General features: G+C 58.0%; 19 protein-coding genes and 2 pseudogenes. 14 read left to right on the top strand and 7 right to left on the bottom strand.

Annotated elements, in window-relative coordinates:
• Nucleotide 1: 1 nt before the first annotated feature.
• The 6 genes from BM174_RS12595 to coxB all read right to left on the bottom strand — a co-directional run bounded on the left by BM174_RS12595 (nt 2) and on the right by coxB (nt 4,397).
• A complete protein-coding gene (locus BM174_RS12595; protein ID WP_093924208.1) occupies nt 2-682 on the bottom strand; it encodes an SURF1 family protein in 681 nt (226 codons plus the stop codon).
• A 96-nt stretch (nt 683-778) separates the two neighbouring features.
• Nucleotides 779-1,588 carry a cytochrome c oxidase subunit 3 gene (locus BM174_RS12590; protein ID WP_093924207.1) on the bottom strand — a complete coding sequence of 270 codons (810 nt, stop codon included), beginning with the start codon at nt 1,586-1,588 and terminating at the stop codon, nt 779-781.
• Nucleotides 1,589-1,610: 22 nt separating this feature from the next.
• A complete protein-coding gene (locus BM174_RS12585; protein WP_093924206.1) occupies nt 1,611-2,186 on the bottom strand; it encodes a cytochrome c oxidase assembly protein in 576 nt (191 codons plus the stop codon).
• Entirely contained in the window at nt 2,186-2,371 is a 186-nt protein-coding gene (locus tag BM174_RS12580; protein ID WP_093924205.1) for a cytochrome C oxidase assembly protein, read from the bottom strand. Before BM174_RS12580 ends, BM174_RS12585 begins: the two co-directional genes overlap by 1 nt.
• A complete protein-coding gene (gene cyoE, locus BM174_RS12575) occupies nt 2,371-3,324 on the bottom strand; it encodes a heme o synthase (RefSeq protein ID WP_093924204.1) in 954 nt (317 codons plus the stop codon). The genes BM174_RS12580 and cyoE overlap by 1 nt, the downstream gene beginning before the upstream one ends.
• A gap of 149 nt (nt 3,325-3,473) precedes the next feature.
• Entirely contained in the window at nt 3,474-4,397 is a 924-nt protein-coding gene (gene coxB / locus BM174_RS12570; RefSeq protein ID WP_093924203.1) for a cytochrome c oxidase subunit II, read from the bottom strand.
• A gap of 183 nt (nt 4,398-4,580) precedes the next feature.
• On the opposite strand from coxB, the gene tldD reads away from it, so the two are divergent.
• From tldD to BM174_RS21740, 7 genes and pseudogenes are all read left to right on the top strand, one after another.
• On the top strand, nt 4,581-6,002 hold the full coding sequence (tldD, locus tag BM174_RS12565; RefSeq protein ID WP_093924202.1) for a metalloprotease TldD: 1,422 nt from the start codon (nt 4,581-4,583) through the stop codon (nt 6,000-6,002).
• A 97-nt stretch (nt 6,003-6,099) separates the two neighbouring features.
• Nucleotides 6,100-7,268, top strand: a pseudogene (dprA, locus tag BM174_RS12560) (DNA-processing protein DprA).
• A 231-nt stretch (nt 7,269-7,499) separates the two neighbouring features.
• Entirely contained in the window at nt 7,500-10,166 is a 2,667-nt protein-coding gene (gene topA, locus BM174_RS12555; RefSeq protein ID WP_093924201.1) for a type I DNA topoisomerase, read from the top strand.
• Nucleotides 10,167-10,268: 102 nt separating this feature from the next.
• Nucleotides 10,269-10,841 (top strand): L,D-transpeptidase, encoded by a 573-nt coding sequence (locus BM174_RS12550; RefSeq protein ID WP_093924200.1) that lies wholly within the window; start codon nt 10,269-10,271, stop codon nt 10,839-10,841.
• 217 nt (nt 10,842-11,058) lie between these two features.
• Nucleotides 11,059-11,763 carry a CoA transferase subunit A gene (locus BM174_RS12545; RefSeq protein ID WP_093924199.1) on the top strand — a complete coding sequence of 235 codons (705 nt, stop codon included), beginning with the start codon at nt 11,059-11,061 and terminating at the stop codon, nt 11,761-11,763.
• A complete protein-coding gene (locus BM174_RS12540; protein ID WP_093924198.1) occupies nt 11,763-12,386 on the top strand; it encodes a 3-oxoacid CoA-transferase subunit B in 624 nt (207 codons plus the stop codon). Before BM174_RS12545 ends, BM174_RS12540 begins: the two co-directional genes overlap by 1 nt.
• Nucleotides 12,295-12,658, top strand: a pseudogene (locus tag BM174_RS21740) (GNAT family N-acetyltransferase). Before BM174_RS12540 ends, BM174_RS21740 begins: the two are co-directional and overlap by 92 nt.
• A gap of 15 nt (nt 12,659-12,673) precedes the next feature.
• Here BM174_RS21740 and BM174_RS12530 read toward each other — a convergent pair.
• Nucleotides 12,674-13,480 carry a lytic transglycosylase domain-containing protein gene (locus BM174_RS12530; RefSeq protein WP_177209475.1) on the bottom strand — a complete coding sequence of 269 codons (807 nt, stop codon included), beginning with the start codon at nt 13,478-13,480 and terminating at the stop codon, nt 12,674-12,676.
• Between the two features lie 369 nt (nt 13,481-13,849).
• Here BM174_RS12530 and BM174_RS12525 point away from each other — a divergent pair, with 369 nt between their 5' ends.
• From BM174_RS12525 to BM174_RS12495, 7 genes are all read left to right on the top strand, one after another.
• Nucleotides 13,850-14,056, top strand: a complete 207-nt coding sequence (locus tag BM174_RS12525; RefSeq protein WP_093924197.1) for a hypothetical protein — start codon at nt 13,850-13,852, stop codon at nt 14,054-14,056.
• Nucleotides 14,057-14,160: 104 nt separating this feature from the next.
• Complete coding sequence (locus BM174_RS12520) at nt 14,161-14,346, top strand: hypothetical protein (protein ID WP_342742064.1); 186 nt, start codon at nt 14,161-14,163, stop codon at nt 14,344-14,346.
• 239 nt (nt 14,347-14,585) lie between these two features.
• Entirely contained in the window at nt 14,586-15,437 is an 852-nt protein-coding gene (gene cpaB / locus BM174_RS12515) for a Flp pilus assembly protein CpaB (RefSeq protein WP_093924196.1), read from the top strand.
• A 208-nt stretch (nt 15,438-15,645) separates the two neighbouring features.
• On the top strand, nt 15,646-17,082 hold the full coding sequence (locus BM174_RS12510) for a type II and III secretion system protein family protein (RefSeq protein WP_093924195.1): 1,437 nt from the start codon (nt 15,646-15,648) through the stop codon (nt 17,080-17,082).
• The gene (locus tag BM174_RS12505; RefSeq protein ID WP_093924194.1) at nt 17,069-17,755 is read left to right on the top strand and encodes an OmpA family protein; all 687 of its coding nucleotides are present in this window, start codon (nt 17,069-17,071) and stop codon (nt 17,753-17,755) included. Before BM174_RS12510 ends, BM174_RS12505 begins: the two co-directional genes overlap by 14 nt.
• A gap of 289 nt (nt 17,756-18,044) precedes the next feature.
• Nucleotides 18,045-19,283, top strand: coding sequence for a CpaE/TadZ family protein (locus tag BM174_RS12500; RefSeq protein WP_093924193.1), 1,239 nt, complete (start codon nt 18,045-18,047; stop codon nt 19,281-19,283).
• A 23-nt stretch (nt 19,284-19,306) separates the two neighbouring features.
• Nucleotides 19,307-20,743: a TadA family conjugal transfer-associated ATPase gene (locus BM174_RS12495; protein ID WP_093924192.1), complete on the top strand. Its 1,437-nt coding sequence runs from the start codon at nt 19,307-19,309 to the stop codon at nt 20,741-20,743.
• Nucleotides 20,744-20,747: the final 4 nt, after the last annotated feature.

Genomic DNA, 20,747 nt, shown 5'->3' with positions numbered 1-20,747 from the left:
GTCAGCCTTTCGTTTGGGGAGCGCGGCGGCGGCGCAGGAACATGATCGACATGGCCAGCCAGATCGCGGCCAGAGAGAACCATGTAATGGCGTATTGCAAGTGATCGTTGGGGATGCGGGCTGTGGCCACGGGCAGCGGACTCAGCCCCGCAATGGCAGGCTCGATCCGGCGTGCGACGACCAGCGTGGGTTCGGTGCCAAGCACCTCGGCCATCGCGGGGACATCGCGGGCGAACCAGATGTTGCCTTGGATATCCGGTGCAGGAGTGAATCCATCGACCTCTTGCGGCCATTGAAGATTGCCGGTCAGAGTGACGGGGCCGGATGGCGCGACGCTGGCTTTGTCAGCGGCCAGCACAAAACCAAGATCGGCCATGATCATCCGGCCCTCGCCTAGCGACAACGGCGCGATGACGCGGTAGCCAGCACCGGTTTCTTTTTGCGAGACCAGCACATGCAATGCGCCGGTGCCGAGCGTGCCTTGAACAGCAACGGGGCGGTAAGCGTCTGCCTCCGCGTCAGGCGCTGCGGGCAAGGCCACGGGATCGGCGGCGATGCGGCTTTCGATGGTCTGGATGATCTGCTGTTTCCACGCCAGCCGCTGCACTTGCCAAACGCCAAGCGCCAGCAGAATGGCGGCACCGCCAAGGCCAACAATCAAAAGGAACAGTGTCCGGCGCATCATCACGTCTTTGGTCAAAGGAAAACGCGCGAGACCGCTAGGCTTCGCGCGTTTGAGGGTTTTAGTGACTGCGGGCGCGGATGCAAGCCCGCAAGATCAGGATGGAACACCCCAGACGTAGACGGCGAAGAACAAGAACAGCCAGACCACATCAACAAAGTGCCAGTACCAAGCTGCGGCCTCGAAACCGACGTGCTGCTCGGGGGTGAAATCACCGCGGATTGCGCGGATCAGGCAGACCGTGAGGAAGATCGTGCCGATCACGACGTGGAACCCGTGAAAGCCGGTGGCCATGAAGAACGCCGAGAAGAACGCATCCTCGCCAAATTTCCAATCGTGGTGCAGCAGCAATTCGCCATATTCGTAAGCCTGCAGCGCGGTAAAGAACACGCCCAGCACAATGGAGATCGCCAGACCGGTGATCAGGTCCTTGCGGTTGTTTTCATGCACCAGCGCGTGGTGCGCCCATGTCACCGCACAACCCGACAGCAGCAGGATCAGCGTGTTGATCAGCGGCAGTTCAAAGGCATTGACTGGATCGAATACCGGCGGGACATATTCGGACCCGGCGTATTCGTTCATCGGGTACATCGCCTGTTTGAAGAAGGTCCAGAACCACGCGACGAAGAACATCACTTCGGACATGATGAACAGGATAAAGCCGTAGCGCAGGCCGATCTGCACAACGCCGGTGTGATCGCCAACATGGCTTTCGATCACGACTTCGCGCCACCAGCCGAACATGACGTATAGCACGCCGACAAAGCCCGCGAGGAAGACGAAGGGCGTGATGGCGTGCATCCATAGGACGGCGCCAAACAACATGACAACGCCGAAAAGCGAGCCAAGCAGCGGCCAGCTGGAAGGTGTCAGAATATGGTAATCGTGGTTCTTTGCATGGGCCATGTCGCGGCGTCCCTCACCAGTGTCAATTCAGGTTTGTTGTTGTTTCCTGATCAAGGGCGGCATAGCCCTCGGGCAGGTCGATTTGGTAAAACGTATAAGACAGTGTGATGGAATGCACAAACTTCCCGTCACGGTCATTTACGATTTCTGGGTCAACGTAAAAGCTGACCGGCATCATCACGCGCTCACCGGGGGCGAGCACCTGTTCGGTAAAGCAAAAGCAGTCGATCTTCTCGAAAAACGCGCCCGCCGCATAGGGGGTCACGTTATAGCTCGCCTGCCCTGCAATGGGGCGGTTGGTCGGATTGTAAGCCTCGTAGAAGGCCAGTCCGGTTTCGCCAATGCGCAGTTCCATCTCGCGCACGACGGGTTTGAACTCCCACGGCATGCCTGCATTCAACGATCCGTCAAAGCGCACTTTGATGGTTTCGTCGAGAATCTCGTCAGACCCCTGCGCCACTTGACCGGGCACGCCACCAAAGCCGGTAACACGGCAGAACCAGTCATAAAACGGCACCGAGGCCCAAGCCAGCCCGCCCATAAGCACGACTACGCTCACGGTTTGGGCTACGGTCTTCTGGGGTCCGGTCAAGGGCATCAGTTTGTCCCCTTGGTCGCCGCTGGAAGCGAAGGGGTGCCGGGGGCGTTGGTAAAATCGGTGCTGGTGATCTTGACGAAGGTCAGCACCATAACCAGCACCACGAACCCGGCCAGCATCAGGCCGACGCCAACATTGCGGCCCCGCCGACGCGTGTGAATTTCATGTTCCTTACGGATCGCCATCAGAACCACCCCAGTGAAAGCGGCGCGCTGATGCCCCATGCCCGCAGGCTGCCTTCGATCAGGATCGCGCCGAAATGCAGGAACAGGTAATAGAGTGACAGGCGGAAGAACTTGCGCTCAACTGCATAGTTGTCGGCCTCGGCATCAACCTCGTCGCGTTGCCAGATCCGGTAGGCACCGAGCAGGAAGAGCGCGTTGAGCACCAGCGCGGTCGCCAGATAGACCCAGCCGCCAATCGCGGAAAAGGCAGTGCCGACAGCAAGGACTACCAGCAAAACGGTATAGGCAAGGATATGGCGGCGGGTAGCGGGGCGACCGTGGGTCACGGTCAGCATCGGCACACCTGCATCGTCGTAGTCAGAGCGCATGAACAGTGCCAGCGCCCAGAAGTGCGGCGGGGTCCACATGAAGATCAGCGCGAACATCAGCCATGCTTCGACAGAAAAGCTGCCCGTTGCCACGATCCAGCCGATCACCGGCGGGAAGGCACCGGCGGCGCCACCGATGACGATGTTCTGTGGGGTCGCACGCTTAAGCCACATGGAATAGAACACGGCATAAAACAGAATGGTAAATAACAACATCCCAGCAGCCAGCAGGTTAGCCGCCAGTCCGAGCATCACCACCGCCATACCGGAAAGTGCCACACCGAGTGCCAGCGCCTCACCGGGTTGGACGCGGCCCGAGGGGATCGGACGACTTTGCGTGCGGCGCATGATCGCGTCGATATCAGCGTCCCACCACATATTAAGCGCGCCCGAGGCGCCAGCCCCGATGGCGATAAACAAAATCGATGCAAAACCAACGACGGGATGCACGCCCACGGGGGCCGCCAACATGCCGACGAGTGCGGTGAACACCACCAGTGACATCACGCGCGGCTTTAGCAGGGCGAAATAATCCCCCAACTGTGCCTCGTATTCCATTGCTGGTGTATTAGTGATGTCGGTCATCCCGCACCCTCGCTTTGTTTCTGGAGCAGACAGATCGTCCACCTTGCGAAGCTTTCAAAAGGCTAGGCGCGAGGGGGTCCCCCCGCGACAGTGTTCGGCTTTGTGATCCGAAGGGCGGGCAAAGCGCCCTGCCCTTCGGTCCACGAAGATTACTTGGACGCAACCGTTAGCGGCTGGTCGATACCTGCGTATTCGGCCTTCGCCTTGCCCAGCCATTCGGCATAGGCCTCTTCGGAGACGACTTTCACAGTGATCGGCATATAGGCGTGTGCCTGACCGCAAAGCTCGGAGCACTGGCCGTAGTACACGCCTTCACGCTCGGGCTTGAACCACAACTCTGCCAGACGACCGGGAACCGCGTCTTGTTTGACGCCGAAAGCGGGGATCGTCCAAGCGTGGATCACATCGGCACCGGTCACCTGCACGACCACTGTCTTGCCTACAGGCAGAACAACGGAGGTATCGGTGGCCAGCAGGAAGTCTTCGCGGGCGTAGCCGGCTCGCTCAAGCTTGGCGACCATCGCGTCGTTTAAGACATGGGCAACGCCGCCGGCCTCTTCGTCTTCGGCGGTCATCGTGGCAGGTGCGCCGATCATGTAGCTGTCAAAGCCAAAGCCTTCGTCGACATATTCATGGGTCCAGTACCACTGGTTGCCTGTCGCTTTGATCGTGATGTCAGCCGTCGGAATCTCTTGCTGGCGGAACAGGATCGGCAGCGAATAGGCACCGATCAGCAGCAGGATCAGGATCGGAACAAGCGTCCATGCAATCTCGATCGGGGTGTGGTGGGTAAAGGCAGCAGCAGTCGGGTTGCGCTTCTTGTTATAGCGAACGACGATCCAGAGGATCAAACCGGTCACGAACAGGGTGATCACGGTGCAAACCACCAAAAGCAGATAGTCCAGATCGTGGATGTCTTGGGCGACGCGCGTCACGGCGGGCTGGAAGCCCATTTTGCCGTCAATCGGTCTGCCGACCGTTTCAAGCCCGTCGATCCGCAGATTTTCCTGCGCCATGACCGGCAGTGCCGCAAGTCCGGTCATCAGACCGCTAAGGGAGAGAAGTTTTTTCATGTGTCGTCCTGATCTTGTGACCAAAGCCTGTTTACGATTCGGCGTTGGCGGTGCGCGCGGCGTAGCCTGCCGTTGAATTCCTGTCTGCTTACAATCATATTCTGATCACAAGATAAAGCCATCCGGTTGCGTCAAACAGACGCGACACGCGATTTTGTGGCATCAAGATGAGGTATTATTACGATGAGCAGCAGCGCCTTTGCCCCTTTGGGCACAAATCTGGACCGTGACAGCGCCCTGCGCATCCTGCGCGATGCCGTCGCCGGAGCCGACGATGGCGAGTTGTTTTTCGAGCGTCACCGCTCAGAAGCGCTGACTTTTGATGACGGACGCATTAAAAATGCGAGCTATGACGCCTCAGAAGGGTTCGGGCTGCGCGCTGTGCGGGGCGAGGTCGCGGGTTACGCCCACTCCACCGAAATCTCTGAGGCCGCCCTGCGCCGTGCCAGCGAAACCGCGCGCCTCGCCGTGGGCGATGGCGGCGGCACATGGGCGGATGCGCCCAAGGGCACCAATGTCAGGCTTTACAGTGATCAGGACCCGATTGCCGGGGCTGCCTTTGGCGTCAAGGTCGAGACCCTGCGCGAGATCGACGATTTTGCGCGGGCCTTGGACAAACGGGTGGTGCAGGTCAGCGCGACCATCGCCGCGAGCCTGCAGGAGATCGAGATACTCCGCCCCGAAGGCGGCTCGGTCCGCGATATCCGCCCCATGACGCGGGTGAATGTCTCGGTCATCGTCGAGCAGGACGGACGCCGTGAAAGCGGTGGTGTGGGCGGCGGCGGCCGCATCGCACTTGATGGCATGCTGGCGCCCGAACACTGGCAAGGCAAGGTGCGTGAGGCGCTGCGCATCGCGCTGGTAAACCTCGACGCTGTGCCTGCCCCTGCGGGCGTGATGGACGTGGTACTTGGCCCCGGCTGGCCCGGCATTTTGCTGCACGAGGCCATTGGCCACGGGCTAGAGGGTGATTTCAACCGCAAGGGCTCCAGTGCTTTTGCCGGATTGATGGGCCAACAGATCGCCGCTAAAGGCGTGACTGTGCTGGATGATGGCACGATCCCCGACCGGCGCGGCTCGATCATGGTGGACGACGAAGGCACCGCTTCGCGCCGCAATGTACTGATCGAAGACGGCGTGTTGGTCGGCTATATGCAGGACCGTCAGAACGCCCGCCTGATGGGCGTTGAAAGCACTGGCAACGGGCGGCGGCAGTCCTATGCGCATATTCCGATGCCGCGGATGACCAATACCTATATGTTGGGCGGCGATACCGCACCCGGCGACATTGTAGCGGGGCTGAAGGATGGCATCTATGCCGTGGGCTTTGGCGGCGGTCAGGTGGATATCACCAACGGCAAGTTCGTGTTCTCCTGCACCGAAGCCTACCGCGTGCAGAATGGTGTGGTCGGCGCCCCCGTCAAAGGGGCGACATTGATCGGTGACGGCGCGACTGCGTTGCAGCAAATCCGCGCCATCGGTAATGATCCGGCCCTTGACCCCGGCATGGGCAATTGCGGCAAGCAAGGCCAGTGGGTGCCCGTGGGCGTCGGTCAGCCAACCTTGATGATTGGCGGATTGACGGTCGGAGGAGCTGCGGCGTGACCAGCGGCTTGAGGGACATGTAAATTGTCCTGAAATTGTTCAGGTCTTGTTAACCAACAACTTCTATACCTGATTCTGCACCAGGCGGAGACAGGGCGTGACTGACAAGGACCTACATCCTTCTTCCAATCACCCCCCAATCCCACCCACCCCGGAAGACGAACAGTTTGCCCGTCTCCGCCTGTTGCGATCCAACCGTGTGGGTATTGTGACCTTCAACAGGCTGCTGTCAGAGCACGGCTCAGCCCGCGAGGCCTTGCGTGCATTGCCGCAAGTGGCACAGGCGGCGGGTGTCTCCGGTTACAAGGCCTGCCCCGAGGGGGTTATTCACGCGGAATTAAGGTCCGCGCGGGCCGCTGGTGCGAAATTACTGTTGCGCGGCGAAGCCCCCTACCCGAGATCCTGTCCGAACTCGATGATGCCCCGCCCTTTTTGTGGGCCATTGGAAATACGGCGCTGCTGACGCGGCCAATGATCTCGCTGGTCGGGGCGCGCAATGCTTCCTCGTTAGGAATGCGTATGGCGCGGTCGCTGGCGAGCGATTTGGGAACGGCTGGAATGGTCGTTGTCTCGGGCTTGGCACGCGGCATTGATGCCGCCGCGCATCTGGCGGCGCTGGATACGGGCACCATTGCGATACAAGCTGGCGGCGTTGACGTAATGTATCCGGTTGAAAACACCGTTCTGGCACATCAGATCGCGGAACAGGGCCTGCGCCTTTCGGAGCAACCGATGGGTCTGCAACCAACAGCACGACATTTCCCGCGCCGCAACAGGATCATCTCCGGCCTCAGCCGCGCCACCATTGTCATTGAGGCGGCAGCGCGGTCCGGCAGCCTGATCACTGCCCGCGACGCGCTGGATCAGGGCCGCGAAGTGATGGCAGTTCCGGGACATCCGCTGGATGCGCGGTCCTCAGGCTGCAATATGCTGATCCGCGACGGGGCAATGCTGGTCCGTACGGCACGCGATGTGCTGGAGGTTATCGGGACTGAGGGGGAAACACATCCGCAAGCGCGCGCACAATCACGCGGCGCAGCCATGCCTGCTGCTACGCCTACTGCCACGCCCTCTCCCAAACCACGCTCACTCGCGGACCTTCACAAACGAATACTGTCACTGCTCGGTGCCTCTCCTATAGCGGAGGACCAATTGATCCGGGATCTGCGCGCGCCAGCGGCCGAAGTTGCCCCCGCGTTAATGGATCTGGAGCTTGAGGGCCACGTAATCCGCCGCCCGGGCGGCCTACTGACCCGCACTATTTAACACTCCTCTCCTGTACTGTCGTCGCATCTGTCCATGTCGGTGGCCTGCTCACCACCCGCCAAACGGGTGCCAGATACCGTTTCTAAAAGGCCGCTTTCGGGCCATTGCAGGGGGCTGACAAGATGCACCAACAGCCCGGCGGCGCGTCTGATGCATTGACAATCACCGCCACCATCCCACATGTGACACCGCACGAACTGCCTGCCCCATTTTAGTAAGGTCTTATTTTCTATGCCAGTTGTTGTAGTCGAATCGCCCGCCAAGGCAAAGACGATCAATAAATATCTTGGGGACAATTATACCGTTTTGGCCTCCTACGGTCATGTCCGCGACCTGCCACCCAAAGATGGCTCCGTCGATCCCGAGCGCGATTTCGAAATGCTCTGGGAGATCGCGAGCGACAGTAAAAAACACGTCAAAGCCATCGCCGATGCGCTGGCGAAAGACAACGAACTGATCCTCGCGACTGACCCTGACCGCGAAGGTGAAGCGATCAGCTGGCATTTGCAGGAAGCCCTGACCAAGCGCAAATCGATCAAGAAAGACACGCCGGTGAGCCGCGTGGTGTTCAATGCGATCACCAAAAACGCCGTGACCGAAGCGATGAAGAACCCGCGCCAAGTCGACATGCCGCTGGTGGAGGCCTATCTGGCCCGCCGCGCGCTCGATTATCTGGTGGGCTTCAACCTCAGCCCCGTGCTGTGGCGCAAGCTGCCGGGTGCAAAATCCGCCGGGCGCGTGCAATCGGTCACCCTGCGCATCATCGTCGAGCGCGAGATGGAGATCGAAGCGTTCCGCAACCGTGAATACTGGTCGGTCAAGGTACTGCTGGCCACACCGCGCGGTCAGGAATTCGAAGCGCGGCTGGTCACGCTAGCGGGCAAAAAGCTCGATAAATTTGATTTGGGCAACCAGACGCAAGCCGAAATGGCTGTGCAAGCGATCACTAGCCGCGATCTGAGCGTGACCTCGGTTGAGGCGAAACCCGCCAGCCGCAATCCCTCGGCGCCATTTATGACCTCGACCCTGCAACAAGAAGCCAGCCGCAAGTTTGGCATGGGTGCGCGCCAGACCATGAGCACCGCACAGCGGCTTTATGAAGCGGGCCACATCACTTATATGCGGACCGATGGCATCGATATGGCGCCCGAGGCCGTGGTCATGGCTCGCGATGCAATCAAGGAACGGTTTGGCGCTGACTATGTGCCCGACCAGCCGCGCATTTACAAAAACAAAGCCAAGAACGCGCAAGAAGCGCACGAATGTATCCGGCCGACCGAGATGACCCGCGATGCGGCGTCACTGAAGCTCGAGCCTGATCAGGCCAAGCTTTATGATCTGATCTGGAAGCGCACGCTGGCCTGCCAGATGGAATCGGCACGGATGGAGCGGACCACCGTCGAGGTCGGCGCGAAGGATGGTCAGGTCGGCTTGCGCGCCACCGGACAGGTCGTACTGTTTGACGGTTTCCTCAAGGTTTATGAGGAAGGCCGCGACGATGATGTGGTGGATGACGACGACAAGCGCCTGCCGCAGATCAGCAAAGACGACAAGATGGACAAACGCGCCGTCACGCCCGAGCAGCATTTCACCCAGCCGCCGCCGCGCTATACAGAAGCGACGCTGGTCAAGCGGATGGAAGAACTCGGCATCGGGCGCCCCTCGACCTATGCCAGCATCGTTACAACGATTCAGGACCGCGAATATGTCCGCAAGGAAGGCAACCGCCTGATCCCCGAGGACAAGGGGCGTTTGGTCACGGCATTCCTTGAAAACTATTTCCGCCGCTATGTCGGTTATGATTTCACCGCCGATCTTGAAGACCAGCTTGATAAGGTCAGCGCGGCGGATGCCAACTACAAAGACGTGCTCAGCCGGTTCTGGCGCGATTTCTCGGCGGCGATTGCCGAAACAGCCGATTTGCGCATTACCGAGGTCTTGGAAAAGATCAACGAGGTGCTGGAGCCGCATCTATTCCCTGCCACCGAAGATGGTGGCGATCCGCGTCTCTGTCCGAACTGCGGCGCAGGGCGGCTGTCGATGCGCACGGCACGCTCGGGTGGTGCTTTTATCGGCTGCTCGAATTATCCCGAGTGCCGCTATACCCGCCCCTTCGGCCCACCCGATCCTGAGGCCGAGGCCAGTGCGATCTCGCCCGATGGCAAATTGCTCGGCGAGGACATGGGAGACGAGATCCGCGTATTCAAAGGGCGCTTTGGCCCCTATGTGCAGCGCGGCCCGATGACGGAAGAAAACAAAAAGCCGCCACGCCAGTCTGTACCGAAAGAATGGCCCGCCGAGGAGCTGGAGCTTGAGGCCGCCGTGCGCCTGTTGTCCCTGCCCCGCGAGATTGGTCCGCACCCCGAAGACGGCGTAATGGTCTGGGCCAATATCGGGCGCTATGGCGCCTATATCAAACACGCCGAAAGCACATCGGACCGTGGCGGCACCAATGCCAACCTGGAGGGGCTGGACGAGGTTTTTTCCGTCGGGATGAACCGCGCAGTGCAGCTGCTCGCCGAAAAGGTCGCCAGCCGTGGCGGGCGCGGTAAAGCGGCCCCGCCGATCCGCGAAATGGGCGATCACCCTGATATGGGCGGCGCGGTCAATATCATGGAGGGCAAATACGGCCCTTACGTGAAGTGGGAAAAGGTCAACGCGACGATTCCGAAAGAGATTGAACCTGCGGACCTGACAATGGAACGCGCGGTTGAGTTGATTGAGGAAAAGCTGGCGAAATCTCCGGCCAAGCGTAAGGCAGCAAAGAAAGCCGCGCCGAAGAAGGCTGCGGCGAATAAAGCCCCTGCCAAGAAAGCGGCAGCTAAAAAGGCGCCTGCCAAGAAAGCCCCCGCTAAAAAGGCAGCAACTAAAAAGCCTGCTGCAAAGTCTGAAGAATGACGATCACAATATCACATTTCAGATCATGAATATGTGATTTGCATCACTTGCCCAAGTTTGCGACCCCTCGGGGAGATAACCACGTAAAAGCGGAGCAAGTTGATGGCAGAGCATAAATTTTCCCGACGCGGGCTGATCGTGGGCGCAGGTGCATTCGCATTTGCCCCTGCGATCCTGCGCGCGCAATCTACTGAATCTGATGAAGTACTGGGCGTGCGCCGCAACGCCACAAGCTTTACCAGCCAGAAATGGCAGGACCACTTCGAGACATTGGGCAAGGCCGCGATTGTCGCCGACACTACCAGCCGCGCGCTGCATTTCTGGAGCGGGGACGGCCAGACCTATAACATCTATCCGACCTCCGTGCCGCGCACCGACGAGCTGACCAAGCGCGGCTATACCAAAATCGTGCGCAAACGCGTTGGCCCCGACTGGACGCCGACCCAATCGATGGTCGAGCGCGATCCAACACTGAAATATATGCCGCCCGGCCCTGATAATCCGCTTGGCACCCACGCGATGTACCTCAGCTGGCCCGCCTATTTGATTCACGGCACTCACGATACCCGCAAGATCGGGCGTCAGAGCTCGGACGGGTGTATCGGCCTGTATAACCGGATGGTTGAATCGCTCTACCAGATCGCGCCGATTGGCACGCAGGTTCGGATTATCTGAGGGCTGGCATCAGTTAATATTCTGGCTTGGGATAACTGAAGCACTGGAACGGGGGCTCTGCTCCCGGAACTCTCGAAATATTTGCGTTCTAGGAATACGGGGGCGGATCAGAGATCGTTCGCCCCATTCGCACGTCGATGACGTTGGCAGGCGCATGCAATTGACTTCCTCTACGTCGGGGGTCAGAAACTGTACCCGACAGGTACGGAGAACTTTCATGAAAAAAGTCTATGATTCCGCCGCCGATGCGCTCGAGGGTGTCCTTTCTGACGGGATGCTGATCGCAGCGGGCGGCTTTGGCCTTTGCGGCATTCCAGAACTACTTTTGCAGGCGATCAAGGAGAGCGGGGCCAAGAACCTGACCTTCGCATCCAACAATGCAGGCGTCGATGATTTCGGCATTGGCATTCTTTTGCAAACGCGGCAGGTCAAAAAGATGATCTCGTCTTATGTGGGCGAAAACGCCGAGTTCATGCGCCAATACCTCAGCGGCGAGCTTGAGCTTGAGTTCACCCCGCAGGGCACTTTGGCCGAGCGGATGCGCGCGGGCGGTTGTGGCATTCCCGGTTTCTACACAAAAACCGGTGTCGGCACCCAGATCGCCGAAGGTAAAGAAGTGAAGAACTTCGACGGTCAGGATTACATCCTTGAGCGCGGGATCGTCGCTGATCTGAGCATCGTAAAAGCGTGGAAGGCCGATGATACCGGCAACCTCGTGTTCCGCAAGACGGCGCGCAATTTCAATCCACCCGCTGCAATGTGTGGCAAAATCTGTATCGCCGAAGTCGAAGAGATTGTACCGCGCGGCGAATTGGACGGCGATGCAATCCACCTGCCGGGCATCTATGTGCACCGGATCATCAAGGGCACGCATGAGAAACGTATCGAGCAGCGGACAACCCGCAAGCGGGAGGACGCATAATGGCTTGGGATCGCAACCAGATGGCCGCACGCGCGGCACAAGAGCTTGAAGACGGCATGTATGTGAACCTTGGCATCGGTATTCCGACGCTGGTGGCGAACTATGTCGGCGACAAGGATATTACCCTGCAGTCGGAGAACGGGATGTTGGGGATGGGCCCTTTCCCTATTGAAGGTGACGAAGACCCTGACCTGATCAATGCGGGCAAACAGACCATCACCGAATTGAACCGCACGGCCTATTTCGATTCCGCGACATCCTTTGGAATGATCCGTGGCGGCAAGATCGCTGCGGCGATCCTTGGTGCGATGGAAGTGGCGCAGAACGGTGATTTGGCAAACTGGATGATTCCGGGGAAGCTCGTCAAAGGTATGGGCGGTGCGATGGATCTGGTTGCGGGCGTGGGCCGCGTGATCGTGGTCATGGATCACACCAGCAAGCATGGCGACAGCAAGTTGCTGAAGGAATGCACCCTGCCGTTGACGGGCAAAGCTGTGGTAGACCGCATCATCACCAATCTTGGTGTGCTCGATGTGGTTGAAGGCGGATTGCGGATCGTTGAATGTGCGGATGGCGTTTCGGAAGAAGAGCTGCGCGCCGCGACGGAAGCCACCATTGTCTAAAGAAGATATCCGCCGCGAGGTTACGGGCAGCAAAGGGCGCTATGTGCTGACCCGTGAGGACCACGCGGCGGAACTTACCTATTCGCAGTTAGGCCCGACGCAGGTGATTGCCGACCACACCGAAGTGCCCGAGGCGCTTGCGGGCACGGGCGCTGGTGGAACGGTTGGTCGCCGATGCCCGCGCCGAAGGCTTTGTGATTGTGCCGCTTTGCCCCTTCGTTAATGCAATGCGCCGCCGTCACCCTGAATGGGCAGATGTCTTTAAGGTATAGGCATCCTTGTCGCGTTCAGTTCATCGCGACAAAGACACAGCCATCGCTGATCAGTTCGGGCGGCGTCTGGCACAGCCCCTTGGCCACCTGGAACGCTGCCAACACTTTTGGTACATAGTCGCGGGTTTCTGCGAAGGGCGGCACGCCTGCATGTTTGCGCACCGAGCCTTCGCCCGCATTATATCCCGCGAGCACCAAGATCGGATCGCGGTTAAACTCTTCCATCAGCCAGTTCAGGTATTTCACACCGCCAGTGATATTCTGGGTCGGTGCGAGGCTGTCGGTCACGCCAAAGCGGCTGGCCGTGTCGGGCATCAATTGCATCAACCCCTGCGCCCCTGCCCCGCTGACCGCATCATGACGGCCTGAGGATTCAACCGAGATCACCGCGAGCACCAGCGCCGGAGAGACCTGTGTGCCGATTGTCGCGCGTAGAATGTCGATCCCGTTGGCGCGGGCGATATCTTGCATCTGCTGCATGCGCGGGCTGGCGACACGGTTTGTCGCGGCCGCAAGCGTGGTCATCGCCACCTCCAACCTGCCGGGACCAGACTGCGCGGCCTCGGGCGAGACCTTTTCCCAGAACCAGTCATAGCTGCCCGGTGCCTTGGGCACGATCGCACCCGACGGCACGGCAACGGCGGCCGGTGTCGCTTTAAGCTGAACAGTGGGGTCGATCTGGATGGTGATACGCTTTTGGCCTGCTTTGGGTGGCTTGACCCGTTTGGAGGTAAACTCGGGGAATGGCGCGGGGACCTCGGCAAAGGTGGGTCCAACGGCGATCAACCCCGCCAAAAGCGTATAGCTGATTATATTATGCATGCCTGCCTGCTCATTTCCGTGCGCTTGGCGCGCCTCTGCGAAGGAATGTCTCACAAAAGCACCCTTCAAACCAGCAAATCAAGGCATCAATAATGGCAGTTTTGACACATTTGGCGCTGCAAACCCCGCATTTTCGACGCGGCCAACGATATGTTAAATTATAAAGTGAGTGAAATCATAAGGTTGCTATTTTGTTCGTAAAAAGTGTGGGGGGAACGCGAAATGCCGCATTTGCCGCCAAATTCATGCCCCAATCAGAGGGCTATATATGTTCATACCAAGTCGGACAGGCACTCAACTGAGAGAGACGGTGCCAGACGGACGACAGGGTTAGACTTTAAAACCTGATGATCCTTGGAGGGACATACCATGATGAACTTTATCAAAAACTTCCGTAACGATGAGTGTGGCGCCGTGACTGTTGACTGGGTCGTTTTGACCGCTGCTGTTGTTGGCCTGGCCGTTGCTGCTTATTCCTCGATCAAAGAAGGCGCAGAAGATCTGACAGGCAAGACAGCGACTTATCTCGGAACCCGTGGTCCTGCTGACGCCCCTGCTGATACTTCCGGCGGCTAAATCTCGACTTGAGTTAATCTAACAGAATTTGGGGCTGCATTGTAAGCGAATGATGCAGCCCTTTTCTGTCACACCATTAAGCTGAACCGAGGATTGAGAGTAAAATGATGATGATAAGTTTATTAGCATTTGTCGGTGACGAAGAGGGCGCCGTGACGGTTGATTGGGTCGTGTTGACCGCAGCCATCGTCTCGCTCGCAGCAATCGCAACGGTCAGTCTGAAAGAGAATTCAGACAGCTTGGCTGTAAAAACGCAGACATATATATCCGATCGCGCAGTCGGCGAATAACGCTGTTAAAGGCCGGTGTCGGCCTTTTCTTAGACCAGTTATCCCTCCGCTTAGGGGGACGGTAAAACCGGTTGTCCGATGCGCCAACCGCGATCAACATCGGATTTATGTGATCCGAACTTTCCCTCATTTTGCCAATTTTTTGGCGAAAAATGGCCCAAGTTGGCCAGTATGAAGGAAAAAAATTAACCGCAGCCAGCCCCCAGCGACTGGCATAGAAACTCAAAGAGGTATGACACATGCGTATGGTATTTGGATTGGTTCTTCTGGTAGGCATCGCCCTTGCCGGTGGTGCCGTATATCTGGCCAAGGACCGGATCGCGCAGTATCAGATGGCAAACGCGCAAGCCCAAGCAGCCTTGGCGCAGGTTGTGCCGACTGTTACGGTGTTCGTTGCGAAAAGCCCCCTCAAATACGGCCAGCGCCTCACCCGCGAAGATGTTCGCCCCGTCGCATGGCCTGAAAATGCCATTCCCGAGGGATCCTTTTTAGAAGAGGTAGCTTTGTTTCCTGAAAACACTGACGAGTTGCGTGTTGTCCTGCGCGCCATTGAGAAAGACGAAGCCATTATGGCGCTGAAGGTCACCGAACCTGGTGAAGACACCGGCCTGACCTCGCGCCTTGAACGTGGCAAGCGTGCTTTCACGATCAAGGTCGACGTCTCCAGCGGTGTTTCGGGCTTCCTACGCCCCGGCGATAAGGTCGATATCTACTGGACAGGCCGCGTGAATGTCGGTCGTGACAACAGCGACGTGACCAAGCTGATTGAAGCGGGCATCAAGCTGATTGCGATCGACCAAAGCGCGGGCGGCCAGATGAATGAAGCGAACATCGCTCGCACTGTAACTGTCGCCATCAGCCCCCAGCAGGTCGCTGGGCTGGCTCAGGCACAATCCACCGGCAGACTGTCTTTGTCCCTTGTCGGCGCCGAGGATGATACCATCGCCTCTGCCATCGAAGTTGACCAACGTTCGTTGCTCGGTATCGCCACACAGGAAGTGAAAGCAGAAGTTGCACAGAAGAAGGTCTGCACAATTCGGACACGCCGCGGTGCCGAAGTGGTCGAGATCCCGATCCCCTGCACAAACTAATCTGTCATAAGGTGACACAAAACCAATCACTTGCTCAGGCGCCCTTCCCCGAAGCGGCGCCTGAGCTTTTTGTTATGTTGCTATTTGTCCACATGCGGAACCCCCGTGAACTCTTTGATTCTTGCAATAAAAACCGATTTACCCCACAGTGTTTGAAACGACGGGCACTAAGACCCACTTCCGAGGCGTGATCAAAAAGGCAGGTCACATGAAAATCGATAGATTTCTGAAGGCAGCTCTCCTAGGGCTGACGCTTACCGCCATCCCAATGGCGATAACGGGTTCGAGCCCTGCTTTTGCGGATACGCTACGCATTGTGAAGCGCGGTACCAACGCCACGCTTGATGTGCCGATGAACCGCGCTGTGGTTGTCGAGAGTGACATTCCGTTCGCGGAATTGAGCATTGCCAACCCTGGCATTGCCGACATCTCGTCGCTCTCTGATCGCACCATTTATGTTCTTGGCAAATCGCCGGGTCTGACCACACTGACCTTGCTGGATGCCAACGGCCAGTTGATCACCAACGTCGATGTTCGCGTGGCGGCGGATGTCTCGGAATTCAAAGAACGCCTGCGGCAGATCCTGCCCGGCGAGAATATCGAAGTGCGCACGGCCAATGATGGCATCGTACTTTCCGGCATTGTCTCGTCGATCCAGCGCCTGCAGCGCGCTCTTGATCTGGCCGAGCGCTACGCCCCTGAACGGGTATCCAATTTGATGAGCGTTGGCGGCATTCAGCAGGTCATGCTCAAGGTACGTTTTGCTGAAATGCAGCGTAACGTATCCAAATCGCTCAGCTCTTCGCTGGCTCTCAACGGCTCCATCGGGGGCACGGGAATTAACGGCGGCACCGGCACAACCAACGGTTCGGGCGGTGTAACAACCTCGCTCGGCGGCAATATCCCTGGCAATAACCAGAATGCAGGTGCTGTTCTTTTTGGCTTCAACGCCGGATCGACACAGGTCGGCATTCTGCTCGAAGCTCTTGAACAAAAAGGCGTTGTGCGTTTCCTCGCAGAGCCCAACCTCGTTGCACTTTCGGGGCAGGAAGCAAAGTTTCTCGCAGGGGGCGAATACCCCGTCCCTGTCGCACAATCCTCTGATCAAATCTCCGTCGAGTTTAAACCTTTCGGTGTCGAGCTGTCGTTTATCCCCCGTGTGGTGGACAAGGACATCATCAACCTCGAATTGAAGGCGGCTGTGTCGGCGATTGACCCGAGTAACAGCATCGCATTGGGCAACGGCGTGGAAATCTCCGCCTTCACCCGCCGCGAAACATCGACAACCGTCGAAATGCGCGACGGTGAGAGCTTTGCCATCGCCGGCCTGCTCACCGACGAATTTACCGACAATTCAAGTCAGCTACCGTGGATTGGCGATGTGCCAATCCTTGGCGCCTTGTTCCGCTCTGCCGCCTACTCGCGCAACCAGACCGAATTGGTGATCATCATCACCGCCCATCTGGTCACGCCGACCCGTGGCGATGCACTTGCGTTGCCGACAGACCGGATCAAACCGCCGACCGAGAAAGATTTGTTCCTCTACGGTCGGACCTCCGAAGGAGCGCGCACCCCGAACAAAGGGGCCGCTGGTGAAGTTGCCAAACAGGACTTTGGCGGGTCCTACGGCTATGTACTGGATTGATCCGATGAAAAGCGCGATGATCTCGAAACTCAAGATTTCCTGTCTGACTCTGAGCCTTGCCACTCTTATTGGGTGCGTCAGCCACGATCCGACCTACACCCAGTTCCACCGCGAAGCCGGTGCGATTGTCGATACTGGCCATTTTGGCAATGCGACGCTGAATAACCGTCTGGTAATGACTGGCGAATACACTGCCGGCATGGCGAACCGGTTCTCGACCGAGGTGACTTCGGTGGTGACCTTTGCATTCAACTCTGATCAGCTTGACGGTCTGGCACAGAATGTCCTGCGCCAGCAGGCCGACTGGATCCGCCAGTTCCCCGAGATCCGGTTCCGCGTTTATGGCCACACCGATGCCGTCGGCTCGAATGCCTATAACCGCGATCTGGGCCTGCGCCGCGCCAATGCGGTTGTTTCCTATCTGTCAACACTGGGCATCAGCCGCAACAGGCTGGAAGCTTTGGTTTCCTACGGCGAAACACAGCCGCTGGTCGTGACCCAAGGGCGCGAGCGCAAGAATCGCCGCACCGTGACCGAAGTCAGTGGCTTCGTGAAGCGCCATCCTACTGTTCTGGATGGAAAATACGCTCAAATCATCTATCGCGACTATGTCGCCAGCGCGGTTCCTCCGACGCAATTGACCTCGGCAGCCATCGGGTCTGTTTCAGAGTAACCTCAGACCACGCAGTGCCCTGCCCCGCCCGGATAACCGGCTGGGAACAGGGCATTTTGCATAATTTGGTCTGGGTCAATCAGCACCAAAACAGCTGATCGTTTCAAAATACCTAACAATCGAAGCTTTTCGGCCCCAATCCTGCCTCAGTTGGCGGCGATATTCGCTGTTATAGGACAACTGTGCCCCACGGATCGTCGGGGATGGGTGACGCGATCAGATGCAAAGAGAGGCGCAAAGTGCCTCCGCAAATGTTTCGGTAACCCTTTAACGTTAAAGGATGAAGGCAATGAGCAGTACGATGCCACAACCAGAGACAGCGCCAATCGTGGCCTGTACCGTCAGCCGCGACGTCCAGAACTTTGATCTGTTGATCGAAGACATGGAAGAGGTGCTGGGCGAAAGCTGGGGCGATTTAGGGTTCGCAGAAGCCCTCGCTTTCTTTGGCCAACCCGAAGCGGAGACATTGGAATTCATCGCGCTTGCGCTGGATGAATCCGACGAAGATAACGTTGTGCTGATGGGCGAGATTATCACCCAGGCAAAAGCGCGTGACATCAAGGTGATCCTGATTGCCGAGGACGTGACGCCAGTGGCGCTACATTCCCTTTTGCGTCAGGGCGCTGATGAATTCGTGCCCTATCCGCTGCCAAACGGCGAACTGGCCCAGGCAATCGAACGCGTCAGAAAAGCCGAAGCAGAACCTGAGCCCGCGGCGGTTCAGGCACCGCAGCTCAAGGCTGGCGCGCGCAAAGATGGTGCCCTGATCGTGGTACACGGTCTCGCTGGCGGAACCGGCGCAACCACACTCGCGGTTAATATCGCTTGGGAACTCGCCAACGCGGATAAGAAAGACCCACCCTCGGTCTGCCTGCTGGATCTGGACCTTCAGTACGGCAGCGTTGCGACTTTCCTTGATCTGCCGCGCCGCGAAGTGGTGTACCAGATGCTTTCCGACACCGAAGGCATGGACGAAGAAATTTTTGGTCAATCTCTGCTGACTTACGAAGACAAGCTGCACGTATTGACCGCGCCGCCTGACATGTTGCCGCTGGATCTGATCACCGCAGAAGACGTAAACCGTATTCTGGATATGGCCCGCAACCAGTTTGACTATGTCATCGTCGACATGCCCTCGACGCTGGTGCAATGGTCCGAAACCGTGTTGAGCAACGCGCATATCTATTTTGCGATGCTTGAACTTGATATGCGCTCCGCACAGAACACGCTGCGTTTCAAACGCGCCCTTCAATCCGAAGAGCTTCCGGTTGAAAAGCTGCGCTATGTGCTGAACCGCGCCCCAAAATTCACTGATCTAAATGCCAAAGGCCGCGTCAAACGGATGGCGGAATCACTGAGCATTTCGATTGATGTGCAATTGCCGGATGGCGGCAAGCCGATCACGCAGGCGAACGACCACGGTCTCCCCCTGGCAAACTCCGCCCCCAAAAGCCCGCTGCGGCGCGAAATTGCCAAGCTGGCAGCGTCGATCCACGACCTCAAGGGTGTAACGGCCAAAGCGGCCTGACCCCGAACCGAAAGAGCGCAAAGATGTTTTCAAAATATAAAAAGACAGATGCTGCCGCCCCTGCTTCCAAGCCGGGCGCGCCAAGCAAGGTGACGCCAATCCAGGCTGCAGCACCCGTCAATACCGCATCGATGCGCAAGGCGTTACAACCCGCTGCCGCCGCGCCAATTGATAAGGATGTGAAACGCAAGCAACGGATGAGCGAAATCAAGCTGGAGCTTCACCGCGCCCTGCTGGACAACCTCAACCTCGCCGCGCTTGAACATGCGACCGAGGCGGATTTACGTCAGGAAATCAACGATATCGCGGCCGAAATTCTTGAGGAAAAGGCCATCGTTCTCAACCGCGAAGACCGCATGACGCTCAACTCCGAACTTTATGACGAGGTCACCGGTCTTGGCCCATTGGAGACGCTGCTTAAAGACGAGACCGTTAACGATATTCTGGTCAACGGCCCGCAGCAGATTTTTGTGGAACGTTCAGGCAAGCTAGAGCTGACGGATGTCACTTTTAAGGACGAAAAGCACCTGCTGCGGATCATCGACAAAATCGTCTCCGCCGTGGGACGTCGCGTGGATGAAAGCAATCCTTACGTGGATGCGCGCCTGAAAGACGGCTCGCGATTTAACGCGATGGTGCCGCCGGTGGCCGTGGATGGCAGCCTCGTTTCCATTCGTAAATTCAAAAAAGACAAACTTGGCATCGACGATCTGGTTGGTTTCGGTGCTTTCACCGAAGAGATGGCCGCCTATCTTCAGGCCGCCGTGGCGACCCGGCTGAATATCATCGTCTCGGGCGGTACCGGTTCAGGTAAAACCACCACGCTCAACGCCCTGTCGTCGTTTATCGACAACGCCGAACGTATCCTGACCATCGAAGACACCGCCGAACTCCAGTTGCAGCAGACACATGTGGGCCGGATGGAAAGCCGTCCGCCCAACGTTGAAGGCAAGGGCGAAGTCAGTCCGCGCGATTGTTTGAAAAACGCTCTGCGAATGCGTCCTGACCGGATCATCGTTGGCGAAACCCGTGGTGAAGAAGTTATCGACATGTTGCAGGCCATGAACACAGGCCATGACGGATCAATGACCACGATCCACGCCAACTCGGCGCGCGATGGTGTGTCACGACTGGAAAACATGATCGCGATGGCCGGGATTGAGATGCCGCTCAAAGCGGTCCGTAGCCAGATTTCGTCGGCTGTGAACCTGATCGTGCAGGCTTCACGTTTACAGGACGGCTCGCGCCGCATGACCTCGATTACCGAAATCACCGGTATGGAAGGCGATGTGATCTCCATGCAAGAAATCTTTCGGTATCAGCGTGTCGGCTTGACCCCGGAAAACAAAATCATCGGACATTTCACCGCAACAGGTGTCCGCAGCCACTATGCCGAACGGTTCAAGATGTGGGGCTATGATCTGCCTTCATCCATCTACGAACCCATCGCAGCCCAGTAAGGAA

The organism is Sulfitobacter brevis (assembly GCF_900112755.1).
Classification (GTDB): domain Bacteria; phylum Pseudomonadota; class Alphaproteobacteria; order Rhodobacterales; family Rhodobacteraceae; genus Sulfitobacter; species Sulfitobacter brevis.
Note: the sequence above shows the minus strand (reverse complement) of the source record. Positions and strands in the feature narration are given on the sequence as shown.

Excerpts from the sequence above, each read along its gene's own strand:
- BM174_RS12595 (WP_093924208.1), bottom strand. The coding sequence starts at position 682 with ATGCGCCGGACACTGTTCCTTTTGATTGTTGGCCTTGGCGGTGCCGCC.
- BM174_RS12590 (WP_093924207.1), bottom strand. The coding sequence starts at position 1,588 with ATGGCCCATGCAAAGAACCACGATTACCATATTCTGACACCTTCCAGC.
- BM174_RS12585 (WP_093924206.1), bottom strand. The coding sequence starts at position 2,186 with ATGCCCTTGACCGGACCCCAGAAGACCGTAGCCCAAACCGTGAGCGTA.
- BM174_RS12580 (WP_093924205.1), bottom strand. The coding sequence starts at position 2,371 with ATGGCGATCCGTAAGGAACATGAAATTCACACGCGTCGGCGGGGCCGC.
- cyoE (WP_093924204.1), bottom strand. The coding sequence starts at position 3,324 with ATGACCGACATCACTAATACACCAGCAATGGAATACGAGGCACAGTTG.
- coxB (WP_093924203.1), bottom strand. The coding sequence starts at position 4,397 with ATGAAAAAACTTCTCTCCCTTAGCGGTCTGATGACCGGACTTGCGGCA.
- tldD (WP_093924202.1), top strand. The coding sequence starts at position 4,581 with ATGAGCAGCAGCGCCTTTGCCCCTTTGGGCACAAATCTGGACCGTGAC.
- topA (WP_093924201.1), top strand. The coding sequence starts at position 7,500 with ATGCCAGTTGTTGTAGTCGAATCGCCCGCCAAGGCAAAGACGATCAAT.
- BM174_RS12550 (WP_093924200.1), top strand. The coding sequence starts at position 10,269 with ATGGCAGAGCATAAATTTTCCCGACGCGGGCTGATCGTGGGCGCAGGT.
- BM174_RS12545 (WP_093924199.1), top strand. The coding sequence starts at position 11,059 with ATGAAAAAAGTCTATGATTCCGCCGCCGATGCGCTCGAGGGTGTCCTT.
- BM174_RS12540 (WP_093924198.1), top strand. The coding sequence starts at position 11,763 with ATGGCTTGGGATCGCAACCAGATGGCCGCACGCGCGGCACAAGAGCTT.
- BM174_RS12530 (WP_177209475.1), bottom strand. The coding sequence starts at position 13,480 with ATGCATAATATAATCAGCTATACGCTTTTGGCGGGGTTGATCGCCGTT.
- BM174_RS12525 (WP_093924197.1), top strand. The coding sequence starts at position 13,850 with ATGATGAACTTTATCAAAAACTTCCGTAACGATGAGTGTGGCGCCGTG.
- BM174_RS12520 (WP_342742064.1), top strand. The coding sequence starts at position 14,161 with ATGATGATGATAAGTTTATTAGCATTTGTCGGTGACGAAGAGGGCGCC.
- cpaB (WP_093924196.1), top strand. The coding sequence starts at position 14,586 with ATGCGTATGGTATTTGGATTGGTTCTTCTGGTAGGCATCGCCCTTGCC.
- BM174_RS12510 (WP_093924195.1), top strand. The coding sequence starts at position 15,646 with ATGAAAATCGATAGATTTCTGAAGGCAGCTCTCCTAGGGCTGACGCTT.
- BM174_RS12505 (WP_093924194.1), top strand. The coding sequence starts at position 17,069 with ATGTACTGGATTGATCCGATGAAAAGCGCGATGATCTCGAAACTCAAG.
- BM174_RS12500 (WP_093924193.1), top strand. The coding sequence starts at position 18,045 with ATGAGCAGTACGATGCCACAACCAGAGACAGCGCCAATCGTGGCCTGT.
- BM174_RS12495 (WP_093924192.1), top strand. The coding sequence starts at position 19,307 with ATGTTTTCAAAATATAAAAAGACAGATGCTGCCGCCCCTGCTTCCAAG.